Source organism: Archaeoglobus fulgidus DSM 4304, assembly GCF_000008665.1.
In the GTDB taxonomy this organism is placed as follows: domain Archaea; phylum Halobacteriota; class Archaeoglobi; order Archaeoglobales; family Archaeoglobaceae; genus Archaeoglobus; species Archaeoglobus fulgidus.
The window spans coordinates 778171-791193 of record NC_000917.1 but is presented as its reverse complement, the minus strand read 5'-3'; the positions used below and the strand labels follow the sequence as shown (position 1 = coordinate 791193).

At 47.2% G+C, this 13023-nt stretch carries 12 protein-coding genes and 2 tRNA genes; 7 read left to right on the top strand and 7 right to left on the bottom strand.

Going from position 1 to position 13023, the window contains the following annotated elements; translation table 11 throughout:
- Nucleotides 1-19 precede the first annotated feature (19 nt).
- Both AF_RS04500 and AF_RS04495 read left to right on the top strand, forming a co-directional pair.
- Nucleotides 20-1030, top strand: a complete 1011-nt coding sequence (locus AF_RS04500) for an adenosylhomocysteinase (RefSeq protein ID WP_086975767.1) — start codon at nt 20-22, stop codon at nt 1028-1030.
- Nucleotides 1031-1078: 48 nt separating this feature from the next.
- Entirely contained in the window at nt 1079-2464 is a 1386-nt protein-coding gene (locus AF_RS04495; RefSeq protein WP_010878385.1) for a 4-hydroxyphenylacetate 3-hydroxylase family protein, read from the top strand.
- A gap of 34 nt (nt 2465-2498) precedes the next feature.
- On the opposite strand, the gene AF_RS04490 is transcribed toward AF_RS04495, so the two are convergent.
- Together AF_RS04490 and AF_RS04485 are read right to left on the bottom strand one after the other, a co-directional pair.
- Nucleotides 2499-2589, bottom strand: a tRNA-Glu gene (locus AF_RS04490).
- A gap of 41 nt (nt 2590-2630) precedes the next feature.
- A complete protein-coding gene (locus tag AF_RS04485) occupies nt 2631-2912 on the bottom strand; it encodes a hypothetical protein (RefSeq protein ID WP_010878384.1) in 282 nt (93 codons plus the stop codon).
- 71 nt (nt 2913-2983) lie between these two features.
- Between AF_RS04485 and argH the strand changes: the two genes are divergently transcribed.
- Nucleotides 2984-4435 (top strand): argininosuccinate lyase, encoded by a 1452-nt coding sequence (gene argH, locus AF_RS04480; RefSeq protein ID WP_010878383.1) that lies wholly within the window; start codon nt 2984-2986, stop codon nt 4433-4435.
- Nucleotides 4428-5654: a Glu-tRNA(Gln) amidotransferase subunit GatD gene (gene gatD / locus AF_RS04475; RefSeq protein WP_244372807.1), complete on the top strand. Its 1227-nt coding sequence runs from the start codon at nt 4428-4430 to the stop codon at nt 5652-5654. Before argH ends, gatD begins: the two co-directional genes overlap by 8 nt.
- 98 nt (nt 5655-5752) lie before the next feature.
- On the opposite strand, the gene AF_RS04470 is transcribed toward gatD, so the two are convergent.
- The 3 genes from AF_RS04470 to rd form a co-directional block, all read right to left on the bottom strand.
- Nucleotides 5753-7060, bottom strand: a complete 1308-nt coding sequence (locus AF_RS04470; RefSeq protein WP_048064305.1) for a sensor histidine kinase — start codon at nt 7058-7060, stop codon at nt 5753-5755.
- Nucleotides 7057-8454 carry a PAS domain S-box protein gene (locus AF_RS04465; protein WP_048064304.1) on the bottom strand — a complete coding sequence of 466 codons (1398 nt, stop codon included), beginning with the start codon at nt 8452-8454 and terminating at the stop codon, nt 7057-7059. The genes AF_RS04470 and AF_RS04465 overlap by 4 nt, the downstream gene beginning before the upstream one ends.
- A 68-nt stretch (nt 8455-8522) precedes the next feature.
- Nucleotides 8523-8684 (bottom strand): rubredoxin, encoded by a 162-nt coding sequence (rd, locus tag AF_RS04460; protein WP_010878381.1) that lies wholly within the window; start codon nt 8682-8684, stop codon nt 8523-8525.
- Nucleotides 8685-8746: 62 nt separating this feature from the next.
- Between rd and thiI the strand changes: the two genes are divergently transcribed.
- The 3 genes from thiI (at nt 8747) to AF_RS04450 (ending at nt 10536) form a co-directional block, all read left to right on the top strand.
- Nucleotides 8747-9871 (top strand): tRNA uracil 4-sulfurtransferase ThiI, encoded by a 1125-nt coding sequence (gene thiI, locus AF_RS04455; protein ID WP_010878380.1) that lies wholly within the window; start codon nt 8747-8749, stop codon nt 9869-9871.
- Nucleotides 9872-9885: 14 nt separating this feature from the next.
- Nucleotides 9886-10479: a 6-hydroxymethylpterin diphosphokinase MptE-like protein gene (locus tag AF_RS12640; protein WP_010878379.1), complete on the top strand. Its 594-nt coding sequence runs from the start codon at nt 9886-9888 to the stop codon at nt 10477-10479.
- Nucleotides 10465-10536: transfer RNA gene (locus AF_RS04450), tRNA-Arg, on the top strand. Before AF_RS12640 ends, AF_RS04450 begins: the two co-directional genes overlap by 15 nt.
- Nucleotides 10537-10667: 131 nt before the next feature.
- Here AF_RS04450 and AF_RS04445 read toward each other — a convergent pair.
- On the bottom strand, nt 10668-11081 hold the full coding sequence (locus AF_RS04445; protein ID WP_010878378.1) for a hypothetical protein: 414 nt from the start codon (nt 11079-11081) through the stop codon (nt 10668-10670).
- A gap of 93 nt (nt 11082-11174) precedes the next feature.
- Entirely contained in the window at nt 11175-12929 is a 1755-nt protein-coding gene (locus AF_RS04440) for a bifunctional metallophosphatase/5'-nucleotidase (RefSeq protein WP_010878377.1), read from the bottom strand.
- Between the last annotated feature and the right edge of the window lie 94 nt (nt 12930-13023).

The following is a 13023-nucleotide window of genomic DNA, read 5'->3' as shown; positions in this document are numbered from 1 at the left end:
TTGCTGCAGAAACTGTATCGTGATATCTGTTGATTGGTATCACAGAAGAATGAAGCTCGTCAGGAAATTTGCCAGGGACATTGAGGTGGATGAGCTGGCTATCTGCATTCCTCTCGAATACAAGTCCGCTTGTCTAATTTACGAGCTTTCCAGGTACACCAACGTCTATGCTGCAAAGCTCGACGATTTTTCAACGAAACCTGAGGTTGTTAGTTGGTTGAAGGAGAAGGGTGTTGAGGTGAAGATGAAAAGGGACGTTGTTAATGCTGAGTACTTCCTTGATTGTGCAGCGGTGCTTTCGAGAGTGGCGGTAAAAAGCGGGAAGGAAAGGCTTAAGGTTGTGGAGCTCACGAAAACCGGCGAGGAGTACCTGCGAAAGATGGATGTTAGGATGAAAGCAATATCGCTTGACTCCTCGACGTTAAAGGGCACTGGAGAGAACACACATGGGACGGCTTTTGGTTTGCTCGATGCGTTGCTAAGGCTGAACGTGTTTTTGCCGGGAAAAAAGGCCCTTATTCTGGGTTTTGGCAGAGTTGGGAGAGGTTGTGCGAGACTCCTGAAGTCTGTAGGCTGTGATGTAGCCGTTTGGGACAATGACGAAACGAGGCAGATTGAAGCTCTTTATGAGGGATTCAGAGTCGAGAAAGATTTTACCGCGGAAGTGGTGGTAACGTGCACCGGAGTTAAAGGTGTTCTCGGTAAAGAGGAGCTTGAAGAAATCTCTGATGGGAGCATTATTCTGAACATGGGTGCTGAGATGGAAATTGAGCCTGCAGGTGAGCTTATCAAAGACTACGGCCTGGTTAAGGAGTACGAGATAGCCGGGAAAAGGTATTTCTTGGTCGCTGACGGTTATGCGGCAAACCTCGCCCTCGGTAGCGGAACACCGATTGAGGTGATGGACAGGACCTTTTCCGCGGCAATCCTTGCTTTAAACCATTTGAGCAGGAGCGATTTTGACGGAATTATCCCCCTTCCCCACCACATAGAATCGACAATTTTGGAAGCCATAATGATGTACAAATAGAAATGCTTTTAAAAAAGAAATTCTATCAGGATTGATTGAGGTGGAACTATGCTTTTAAAGCCGGAGGAATACATAGAGAGGTTGGGTGAATACAAAAGGGATATCTACGTTCTCGGAAAGAAAATTGAGGATTTCGTAAACCATCCGAATATAAGGCCGACGGTTGAGGCAATGGCCTATACCTACAGCATAGCGGAAAAGTACGCTCCACACTCCGAGCTTGTTGGAGAGAAGGTAAACAGGCTGAACTACGTTAACCAAACTTTTGAAGACCTGATTGCGAGATATGATTATCAGAGAGAGCTAAGCCTAAAGCTTGCAACCTGCAACTACCGATGCACCGGTTGTGATGCAATTAACGCCATTTACCCGGCAACAAAGGCGCTTGACGAGAGGGAGGGAACGGACTATCACAGGAGGTTTTTGGAACTGCTCAAAGAGATCCAGAAGAAGGATTATGCCTGCACCGCCGCGCTGACGGATGTTAAGGGGGATAGGGGAAAGAGGCCCTCGGAGCAAAAGGACAAGTACCTTCGTGTGGTTGAGAAGAGAGAAGATGGGATAGTGGTCAGAGGAGCTAAGATTTGCCAGAGCGGTGCCTTTGCGGCAGACGTCAACTTCGTCTTACCAACTCAGACCTTCCGTCCAGGAGAGGAGGAATTCGCTGTCGTTTTTGCCGCCATGCCCGAGGACGAGGGGATAAAGTATATCCTTCAGAACACTGGAATTCAGGCGAAGCAGCGCGAAGGGGGAAAGTTTGAGGCAGGAAATAAGTACGGAGACAGAACAACCTGCATGGTTGTGTTTGACGACGTCTTCATACCGTGGGAAAGGGTTTTCGTTTTTGAGGACTTGAAGGCGGCGAGGGACGTGGTCAGCTACTTCGCACCCTCTCACAGGTGTGTGGGGGCAGCGTGCAAGGCAGGGTTTATCGACTCGATGGCCGGTGCAGCGAGTCTAATGCTAAAGACGAGCGGTCTTGAGAACGTTTCAGCTTTGCAGCAGAAAGTGGCTGAGATGGTTGCAGTCAGCGAGGGTGCCTTTGCAATCTCCGTCGGTGCTGCGGTGAAGGGGGCAAATCACAACGGCTGCTGGTTGCCCAACTTTCAGATGGCAAATTCCGGGAAGGTTATAGGTGTAGAGGGGTTCGCCAAAGCTCTGATGAACCTGATAGACATTTCGGGAGGGATTATAGGCACCTCTCCTTCAGAATTTGACCTTGAAATGGTTGGGGACTTCCTCCGGGCAAGCGAGAAATTTACCGCGGAGCAGAGACTTAAAATCGTGAAGTTCATCGAATTTTGGACTACTTCATCCCACCTGGTGGGAGCATTCCACGGCGGAGGCTCACCAACGGCCGCCCTCATTACCCTGCGGTTTTTGATGGACTTGAGCAGCAGAGAGGAGGCTGTCAAGAACTGCATTGACTTTTAATTTTTTGTGTGAGTTTCCAAGCACAAAAGGATAATGCTCCGGCCGGGATTTGAACCCGGGTCGCCGGCTCTCTTCGGCGAAACCTCGAAAGGCCGGAATGATTGGCCGGGCTACACCACCGGAGCTTAGGATTGACTTAAAGAGAGTAGATATATATCACTTTCGCCTACCTCTCAGCCAGCCTCACTTCAACCTCAACCACGTCTCCGACCTTCAACTCGTTCATGCTGTAGTAATCGTAGGGAACGGTGAGAAAGGCGTCGAACTGCATGAGTTCCTCTATCCTCCTCGCCAGGTCCATCCCCATCTGCAGTCCGAATTCGATTACCTTGACCGGATCGCTGAAATCGGCTTTGGCCATAACGCCCGGCTTCCTGCTGGCCGATTTCAGGTAAAGCGTAACTTCATCGTCACTTTTAAGCTCTATCCTGACTATTCTGTACTTCATGCTCTGCCATCATCTCCAAAACATAAATACATTTGCGGTAAGAATTAATAACCTCTGCACAAACTGAGTGCATGCTGAGAGAAAGCAGGATGAAGAAAGGCATGGACCCAAAGGCTCTGAAGCTCTCCTCTTCAATCGAGCACGATAAAAATATCTTCCTGTACGATATTCTCGTTGACGTTGCCCACGTCCTGACTCTCAAGAAGGGAGGCTACTTAAGCGAAGAAGAAGCAAAGGAGATAATTTTGGCTCTGAAAAAGGTAAAGGATTCTGGATTTAGGGAAGATTGGCCCTACGAAGACGTTCACGAAGCCATTGAGGCAGAGGTGACGAAGATAACCCCTCACGGTGCAAAAATGCACACGGGAAGGAGCAGAAACGATGAGGTTGCAACCTGCCTGAGAATGTTCGCGAGAGACCACCTGCTGAATCTCGCAGAGGCAATCCTCAACGCGCTGGATGTTTTGATTAAGAAGGCCGAGAAGTCCCACTTTCTGATGCCCGGATTCACGCATCTCCAGTATGCGCAGCCAACGAGGCTGTCGCATCACCTTCTCGCTTATCACGATATGCTCTCAAGAGACTTTGAGAGGGCAATAGAGGCGTTCAGGAGAGTGAACAAATCACCTCTCGGTTCCGCTGCCTTCGCGTCCACGGGATACAGCCTTGACAGAGTCTACGCTGCAAGGTTGCTGGGATTTGACGGAGTCGTTGAGCACAGCGAGGATGCAGTGGCGTCGAGGGACTTCGTTATTGAGTCCATTTTTGTGGCGGCCGAGGCAATGCTTTCAATCAGCAGAATTGCCGAGGAAATTGTCCTGTTTTCGTCAGAATTCGGCTTCATCACCTTACCTGATGAGTTTTCGTCAACGTCCTCCATCATGCCTCAGAAAAAGAATCCTGACATTGCAGAACTTTTGAGAGCCAATGCGGGAAAAATTGCGGGGAATTTAACGTCAGCAATGATGATTTACAAGGCGACACCCTTCAGCTACAACAGGGACTTTCAGGAGATGAATCCCCTGCTCTACGAATCTCTGAAAAGAACGCACTTGGCTGTGGAGGTTTTTGCCTCAATGATGGGTAAAATAAAGTTCAACCCTGAGATTACGGAAAGAAAAGCCTCAAAGGGGTTTGCCACCGCAACCGAGCTTGCAGACATGCTCGTAATGAAGTACGGCGTTCCCTTCAGGATGGCGCATCGCATTGTTGGGAGGTTGGCTGCAAAGGAGCTGGAGAGGCCTACAGCATCCGATGTTAATTCGGCAGCTAAAGAACTTGGTGTTGAAATAAACGTCAGAGATGAAGACGTGCTTGAAGCTCTGGACGTTGAGAAGGTCGTGGAGAACAGGGGAAATCTGGGAGGGACGAGCAAGGCTGAGGTGGAGAGAATGATAAAAGCGAGGAAAAGCGATCTGAAAGACAGGAAAACTTTGTTAAGGAAGCTTAGGGGAGAGGTTAAAATGGGGCTTAAAATGCTTTACGATGAGGCCAAAAAGCTGGGGGTGGATATCAATGTCTGAAAGGCTTGAAGGCAAGAGAGTCAGAATAAAGGCAAAGGGAAAGATTTTTGAAGGCATAGTGATGCCCTCCTTTACCGGAAACTTTGTCCTGAAGCTTGATAATGGCTACAATGTTGGATTTAAGGAGTACGAGCTTCTCGAAGTCCTTGAGGTTGAACCCTTCGAACCCCATCTTCCTGAACTGGTTAAGAGGGAGGGATTGCCGGATGTCAAGATTATCTCAACGGGAGGCACTATAGCCAGCAAGGTTGATTACAGAACCGGAGCGGTAACAAGCCAGTTCACAGCGGAGGAAATAGCCTCGGAAGTGCCTGAGCTAACCGAAATCTGCAATGTTGATGCCGAGCTGCTTTACAACATTCTGAGCGAGAATATGAAGCCAGAGAATTGGATTGAGCTTGCAAGGCACGTCTACAAAGCTTTAAAAGACCATGAGGGAGTAATAATCACCCACGGCACCGATACAATGCACTTCTCCGCTGCTGCGCTTTCATTTATGCTCTCAACACCAAAGCCCGTGGTTTTTGTTGGTGCCCAGAGAAGCTCCGACAGGCCCAGCAGCGATGCTGCGATGAACTTGCTGTGTGCTGCGAAGGCAGCAACAGAGGACATTGGCGAGGTGGTGGTTTGCATGCACGGCTCGACAAGTGATGATTACTGCTTAGTCCACCGCGGTGTGAAAGTAAGGAAGAACCACACCTCCAGAAGGGATGCCTTTCAGTCTGTAAACGCAAAGCCCATAGGCAGAATCGACTACCCCTCGCTCAGCGTTGAGTGGCTTTCTTGGCGTTACCGCAGGGGTGAGAGGGAGTTGAAGCTTACGGACAGGCTTGAGAGGAAAGTAGTCCTCATCAAGTTCTTCCCCGGGCTGAGCAGCGACATCCTCGAATACTACCACTCCAAGGGTTACAGGGGATTTGTTATCGAGGGGACTGGATTGGGCCACGTTTCTACTGATTGGATTGACACGCTAAGAAGAGTTTGCGAGGACTCCGTTGTTGTGATGACCTCCCAGTGCCTCTGGGGGAGGGTCTGCGATAGAGTTTACGACACCGGAAGGGACATTCTGAGGGCAGGAGTAATAGAGGGAGAGGACATGCTTCCAGAAGTCGCCCTAATAAAGCTCATGTGGCTGCTTGGAAACTACAGCATAGAAGAGGCGAAAGAAATGGTGAAGAAGAGTGTCGCCGGCGAAATAGAGCCGACGACACAGTATTAGCCTCTGCTCTTCTTCCCCCTCTTGGCTATCACCTCCAATCTAATTTAACCAAAAAATCATTAATAAATTTTTTGCTCAAAATTGCAATTACTTTCAGATTAAGTAACTCTACCCCTAAGCTGTATAACGAACCTTGCACCCTTGGAGGAGGGCTCAGCCCTGACATTACCACCATACCTTTCAATTAGCTTTTTAACCAAGAACAGCCCCAGACCCATCGCCCCACCCTTTCCGAATTTTACACCTCTCTCAAACACCTTCTGCAGCTTGTCCTCAGGAATTCCAGAGCCGTCGTCCTCAACCACTATCTCGCAAAGTCCATCTTTCTGAGTGCATTTAATCTCAACAAGGGAGGCGTTTCCGTGGACGACAGCATTTCTTATCAGGTTGTCGAAAACAGAGAAAAGGGCATCATCAGCCTCCACCACAGCATCTCCCTGAAGTGATATCTGAATGTCGTATTTTCCCCTCAATTCCCCAACAATTTCGGAGATTCTAATCTCCTTCAGCTCCTTTCCATCTTCAGAGAGAACTTCAAGCTCTCTCATCCTCTTTATCAGCTTTACAGCATCATTCAATCTTCTTTCAACTGTAGAAAGAAGGCTCTCCTCCCTTAAATCCCTGTAAACTTCAAGCATTCCAAGGGCTGCAGTTAAGTCGTTTATCAAATCGTGGCGGAGAATTCTGTTGATGGTTTTGAGGAGTGTTGTTCTGCTCTCAAGCCTTTTCTGGAGTAACAGGTTTTCGGTTATGTCTGAGAAGGCTACAAGGTAGGCTTTCTCTCCCATCCACTCCGTCTCAATGTATCTCACACTGAGCCAGATTTCCTTACCATCCTTTCTCTTCATCTTTGAAATGAAGCTGCCTTTCTCTCCTTCAATTTTGGATGAGATTTCCTCCAAAGACGGAAAATCTTCCCTGCTATATCCGAGAATCCTTTCGGCCTCTTTGTTGGAGTATATAATCCCACCATCACCCAAAACAATAATTCCAAAGGGAACGTTCTCTGCCAGCCTTCTAAGCTCTTTTTCGAGCTTTTTGATTTTGCTCACGTCCCTCATTGTAACTACAATTCCCTTAACTGGCGTGTGAAGGAGGTTTTTGCCCATTGCTTCCACTTCCACCCAGTGCCCGTCTTTATGCAAAGCCCTGAACTCGATGAACTCTGGAACTCCTGGGTTTTCGAGCAAAAACTGAAGTTTGGAAAATATGTAGTCAACCTCGTCGGGATGGGCAAAAATGAAGGTATTAACTCCTATGAGCGAATCACTGTCATATCCCGCAATATCCTTCACAGAAGGAGAAATGTACTTTATGTTTCCATATTCGTCGATGATCATCAGTATTTCGGACGAATTATCCACCAATGCCTTATACCACTCAATCTCCTGCTCATCCTGCTTCATTGTTGATTCCCCGCAAGCTTGATGATGTTGTCCTCAATTTGCTTGAAGGCAATTTTCTTAGCTTTATCGGCTTCAATTGCTTTGGCCTTTATTGCTATGTTGTTGGTTACGGACTCAAAAAACTCCTTCATTTCCTCAGAGAACTCAGTTGGAGAGTGCAGAACGTTAAAGCCTATCACATCACCGTTTATTATGAGAGGAGCAATGATGCAGCAAAGCCTTGGCTTCTTGGTGTAAAAGGGGCAGTCCTCGTCTCTATCCTCTGCAGAGACAATGATGGCTTTCTTCTTCCTGAGAACCTCCTCAAAGCATTTTGGATAAGTTGTAATCTCAACTGCACAGCAGCAACCCTCGCAGTAAACCTTTGTTATTTCTCCATTTGAAAGCATGCCTATCCAGCAGGAGCTTTCCTTGCCTATGTCGGCCAGAAGCTTAACGGATTGCTCAAAAAGCTCCTCTCTGTCATCCACTCTGACAATAAGGTCGTTGGCGTAGGTAATTGCCCTGAGCAGTCTGCTTGTTGCCTCAAACTCAGTAATGTCTTTAATGCTGAGCAGAATCTCAGAGTTAATCTTTTTTATTCGATAAACCATTATTTTTCTTCTTCCCCCGACCAAAGCTTCAATCTCGGATTCTTCAAGTGAGGGGTCGATATCCAGAATTTCCCGTATATTTTTCCCTTTAAGCTCTTCACCACTTACACCAAACTCCTCTTCAAAAGCCTTATTGACCTCAATAATGCTGAAACTACCATCGAGAAGGACCATGGGCTCGAAGGATGTGTCGAAAACACCCCTATACTTCCTCTCAGACTCAACTATTTTCTGCATGGCCTCTCTTCTCTTTGTGATGTCTCTGTAAATAGCAACTGCATACTTTCTGGAAAAGGGGAGGGCGGTTAGCTCAAAATATCTCTCTCCAGTCTTTGTAGCTCTCTTAACCTCAACAAACACCACTTCACCCTCTTTAACTCTTCTGTTCAAATCTAAGGCCTCTTCATGATTCTCAGGTGGTACAACAAGTTTATCGAGGTAATCGCCCACAATAAAACTTCCATTATTGACGAACAAGTCTACAAAGGACTGATTGGCGTAGACAATTACGGGTTCTTCACCCACAAACCTTCCGATCACTGCAGGATACTTTATTCTCTCAAGAAAACTTTTAAGAAAGGAAAACTCGCCCTTATCTGACTCAAAGAACTCGACTTTGCAAGCAGGATTTTTCCTCTTTATCTCAGCACTCAGTTCAGCAGCTTCAGCCCAGTCGATTTCAAGGTTGATTTTAGCCTCTTCTATGCTGAAATGCAGAACTTTGCTGAATTCCTCCATGCTCAGAATTATTTTCCAGCCCGGAAGGTAATGCGATTCCTCGTTTGAAATGATTAAGTTCATTATAGTGAGTATTGTGGAGAAAATATTTAACGATTTTGTTTGATAAATTAGCTTAAAAATAGGAGAAATTACTCGATTTTCTCGAACTGGTCCTTTGTCGCACCGCAAACAGGACAGACCCAGTCATCAGGCAAGTCTTCCCATTTCGTACCTGGAGAAACGTCACTTTCCGGATCCCCTTCAGCTTCATCGTAAACGTATCCGCAAATCGTGCACTGATACTTTGCCATACCCAATCATGTTTCTTCTCAGTTATAATCCTTTCGCTTAAATATCGCCTCAACAACATTGAATGATGGAAAAGGTGGCAGTGGTTCACTACGGTGAGATTGGTATCAAGGGCAAAAACAGGGAGTTTTTCGAGAGGAAGTTGATTGAGGCAATAAAAAGGGCCACCGGCATGAGGGTTAGAAGAAAATACGGGAGAATAGAGGTGGAGTACAGAGAAGGTCTGGAAAGCAGGATGGCGAAAATTCCAGGAATAAGGTATTTTGGTGTTGGGTTTAAAACCGAACTCAACCTTGAATCAATTAAAAAGGCAGCTTTAAGTGTGCTGCCCGAAAGCTTCAAAACCTTCAAGGTTGATACTTCGAGAAGCAACAAAAACTTCCCAATGAACTCCGTTGAAGTCAACAGAAAAGTTGGAGCGTTCATTGTGGAAAAGACGGGAAAGAAGGTCGATTTAACGAATCCTGACGTAACAGTTTGGATTGAAATCTGCGAAAAGGAGGCTTACGTTTACTCGAAGAGGTACGAGGGGATTGGTGGCCTGCCGGTTGGTGTTGCCGGAAAAGTTGTTGCTCTCATTTCAGGAGGGATAGACAGTCCCGTTGCTGCATTTATGGCGATGAAGAGGGGCTGTGAGGTGGTGGCTGTCCACTTCTTCAACCAGACCATGCACTCCCCAAAGGTGAGGGAGAAGATAAGGATGCTTGCTGAGAAGCTTGCTGAGTACCAAGGAAAAATTAAGCTTTACATGGTGCCGTTTAAGGAGGTGCAGTTTGAGATAATCAACAGGGTTCCGCCCAAGCTGAGGATGGTTGTTTACAGAAGGAGCATGATGAGAATGGCCAACCTTATTGCAGAAAAGGAGGGATGTAAGGCCGTAGTCACGGGAGACAGCCTCTCTCAGGTTGCGAGCCAGACGCTCGACAACATCAATGTCATTTACTCAGCCTCAAAGCTTGCGGTTCTTCCACCACTGATAGGAATGGACAAGGAGGAGATTGTTGCCATTGCAAAGAGAATTGAAACTTACGAGATTTCCATTCTTCCCTACGAGGACTGCTGCAGCTTCATGGTTGCCCAGCATCCCGAGACAAGGGCGAAAATTGAAGACGTCGTTAAATACGAGGGTTTTGAGGAACTTGAAAGGAAAGCGGTAGAGGAGAGCGAGATTCTGGAGGTGGGAAGCTGAATCTTGAAGAGTGGATGGAGATTTACGAGCAAATTCTCAGGGATTTCGGATTCAGCAGGGAAGAGGATGAGAGGGCTGCAAGGCTGATGAAGGAGCTGGCTGGGGACAGGCTGCTTGAAAGCTCTGTTCTTGAATTCATAAGGGGGAAAAGCGTGGCGGTAATCGGTGGGGCTTATGAGGGTGAGAGTATCAGAGAGGAGGTAGTAATTACGGCAGGAAAGGCCGTAAACAAGGTCAATTTCGTTCCGCATATTCATGTAACCGACATGGAGGAGGATGAGAAAATCTTGGCAAGTTTGGAGGAGAGGGGATGCATTCTTGTTCTGCACGCTCATGGGGACAATGTGGAAAGGATAAAGAGGGTTGTTCCAGTAGTGCAAAGATTTGTGGGAACGACTCAGAGCACACCTTTCGACAGAATCTACAACTTTGGTGGCTTCACAGATGGAGACAGGGCTGCATTGCTGGCAAAGAAGTTCGGGGCGAGGAGAATAAGACTCTACGGCTTTGATTTTGAGAAAGCTGATAACCCTGTCAAGCTGAAAAAGCTTAAGTGGGCAAAATTCATCCTTGAAAGGGAGGGTATAATTTGGGGGCCCGTGGGGTAGTGGATATCCTGGAGGTCTCCGGAACCTCCGACCCGGGTTCAATTCCCGGCGGGCCCGGTATTTTTTGGTGATAAAGACGATTGGCAGGATTGTCACAAAAATGAAACTTGCAGGAGTTTCTGAAAACCAATTGCATCATTAACCTCTAAGTTCGCACGAGTATCAAACATAATGAAATAAAAATAAAATTAAATATTAGTCGCCTCAAACCCCTTTTTGACCGCTAACACGTCCCCGTAGCCCATTTCTCTGTATATCACGCTCATCAGACGTTTCAGGTCCACAACTCCCAGCTTTGCTATCGCTCCGAGCATTGCAATTTCAGGCTTACTTCCGCACCTTTCCGCAATTTTATCCGCGTTTAACGCAATTCCTCCGTTCTCAGGCATTTTTCTCGCATTCACGATTAGCAAACAATCGTCGCTTTGAACGCTTCCCTTGCAGACTATCGTTATCCTCCTTTTCGCACCAACCAACCTCAGCTTGAACCCTCTTTCGAACTCCTCGAAGCTCTCAACCCTGCTATCCGTTCTCAGAGCTTCCCTCAAAATGCCTGCAACTTCTCCTTCCCCGATAAACTCTATCTCGTACGATGCTACCACCTCCGTTATGTAATGAAAAATAATTACTTATCCGGTATATAAAGTTTGTGGTTCAGTTTAGGTTTTGTCTCTGCGATTTCAATCCTTGAGCTTTTAGCCTCTTTTTCTTATTGCCACCGCTGCAACCACCGCTGCTGCGACAGCAATAGGTGCTAATATATAGCCCACAGCAGGAAAGCTCCACACCTCGTTGATTCGGTTGTTGGCATTTTTGTACCTATCGTCTATCTTCCCCATTGAGCGAGCGTAATCAACCACGGCCTCCCAGACCTTCACCTCCCTTCCATTGGCCTTTATAACAAGCTCGCCGAACCTTTCAGGAGGTATTGCATTTCCATGCTTGTCCTTCGGCACAACTGTGAGCTGCGGCAGAACTTCCGCAACCTTGGGGAGGAAGGAGAGGATGTAGTTGTCGGTAACGACTCTGTAAAGTTTGTCACGCTCAATTTCACCCTCCGAGGTTTCGGCCTTCACCACCGCTCCCAGGTTTCCGGGAAGAAGAACGGTGGGGATTTTCTTGTCGATAAAAGGAAGATCTATCAGGGCATTGTCGGGGTTGTAGTAAACCCTCAAGCCTGAAAACTGCAGAAAAAAGTCATCACCGTAGAATTTCTGTAGCAATACCGCAATTTCGAGAACTTTGTATATTTCATCCCCCGTGAGGTAGAAGCTAACCAGGGAATAGCCTGCACTGCCGTCGCTCCCCACTCCAAGGCTTACGGGAACAAGGAGGTTGTAAAGGGAAATTTCGCCATTAACCGGAGTGATGTTACCTCTAATCTCCCCGTTGGCGAAGACTGCAATATCTGCTTTCTCACCCGTAGCCTTCTCAACAGCGAAGCGCATGGCGTCGGTTATGAAGTCACCCAGGTTTGACTCCCTGAACTTCTGAGTGGTCAGGCTGAAGTCCGATCTCACCACCGTTTCGAAAATGCTGTTAAACCCACTTCTTTCCTTCACAAAGGCATTCAGCTTTTCAACGTAGTTTTGAACCATCAAACCTACTTCGGGGTCGTCAGGAATGCTGTCGTTGATTTCCAAAAGGCTGTAGCTTTTGAGCTTAACTTCATCTTCGTATTCAATCTCCAGAACACCCAGATATCTGAGACTGTCTCCGGTTTCCACGATTACTGTCCCTCCGGGGGTGACAATCGGTTCTTCGAGCACCCTGTGGTCGTGGCCTGCTATGATGACGTCTATTTCAGGCACCTCCTCTGCAAGAACGAGGTCCTCATCGATTCCTGAGTGAGACAGAGCGATGATAACCTCCGCTCCCTCTCTCACAAGATCTTCAACAGCCTCTTTAGCTGCAACAACAGGGTCTTCAAAGGTGACGTTTTCGTGGGAATACACCTTTCTCTGAGCATCAACGCCAAGTATTCCGATGAAACCGACCTTAACCCCGCCAACGTTGGCGATGTAGTGCTTTTTTAGAACCTCTCCAAGCGGCCCCTCAGCATGAACATTTGTCGCCACCACCGGTATCGTCACGTTCTGCAGGTAGCCTTGAAGGGCCTTTGAGGTATAATCGAACTCGTGATTTCCTATTGTGACGACGTCGTAGCCTACTTTCTGCATTATTGAAATCTCAGGTGAGTAGCCTTCTGCTATCAGCCACGAAAAGGGAGTTCCACCGATGTAATCCCCCGCCGAAACGAGAATTACGTTCTGCTTATCTTTTTCCAGCTCTTTCACTAAGTAGGCAAGCTTCGCAAACCCCCCTTTTCCGTGGTATGGGATTAATGCGGAATGCTCGTCGTTGGTGTGAAGAATTGTTATTGTTGCTGCCTGGGAGGTGGAGGAGAGAACAACAATAATTGAAATAACCAGTAGAAGTTTTAACTTCATCCCATCACCGCCTGATTATTTTCAGCAACAATCTTTGCTCTGTACATACCACCAATTCTAGCATGATTCCCTATAAAAGTTTCTTCGGATGGAG

What these genes read in the sequence shown, in the direction of transcription:
- AF_RS04440 (WP_010878377.1), bottom strand. Translation starts at nt 12,929, where the DNA reads ATGAAGTTAAAACTTCTACTGGTTATTTCAATTATTGTTGTTCTCTCC.
- AF_RS04470 (WP_048064305.1), bottom strand. Translation starts at nt 7,060, where the DNA reads ATGAAGCAGGATGAGCAGGAGATTGAGTGGTATAAGGCATTGGTGGAT.
- argH (WP_010878383.1), top strand. Translation starts at nt 2,984, where the DNA reads ATGCTGAGAGAAAGCAGGATGAAGAAAGGCATGGACCCAAAGGCTCTG.
- AF_RS04495 (WP_010878385.1), top strand. Translation starts at nt 1,079, where the DNA reads ATGCTTTTAAAGCCGGAGGAATACATAGAGAGGTTGGGTGAATACAAA.
- AF_RS12640 (WP_010878379.1), top strand. Translation starts at nt 9,886, where the DNA reads ATGGAGATTTACGAGCAAATTCTCAGGGATTTCGGATTCAGCAGGGAA.
- AF_RS04465 (WP_048064304.1), bottom strand. Translation starts at nt 8,454, where the DNA reads ATGAACTTAATCATTTCAAACGAGGAATCGCATTACCTTCCGGGCTGG.
- thiI (WP_010878380.1), top strand. Translation starts at nt 8,747, where the DNA reads ATGATGGAAAAGGTGGCAGTGGTTCACTACGGTGAGATTGGTATCAAG.
- AF_RS04485 (WP_010878384.1), bottom strand. Translation starts at nt 2,912, where the DNA reads ATGAAGTACAGAATAGTCAGGATAGAGCTTAAAAGTGACGATGAAGTT.
- rd (WP_010878381.1), bottom strand. Translation starts at nt 8,684, where the DNA reads ATGGCAAAGTATCAGTGCACGATTTGCGGATACGTTTACGATGAAGCT.
- gatD (WP_244372807.1), top strand. Translation starts at nt 4,428, where the DNA reads ATGTCTGAAAGGCTTGAAGGCAAGAGAGTCAGAATAAAGGCAAAGGGA.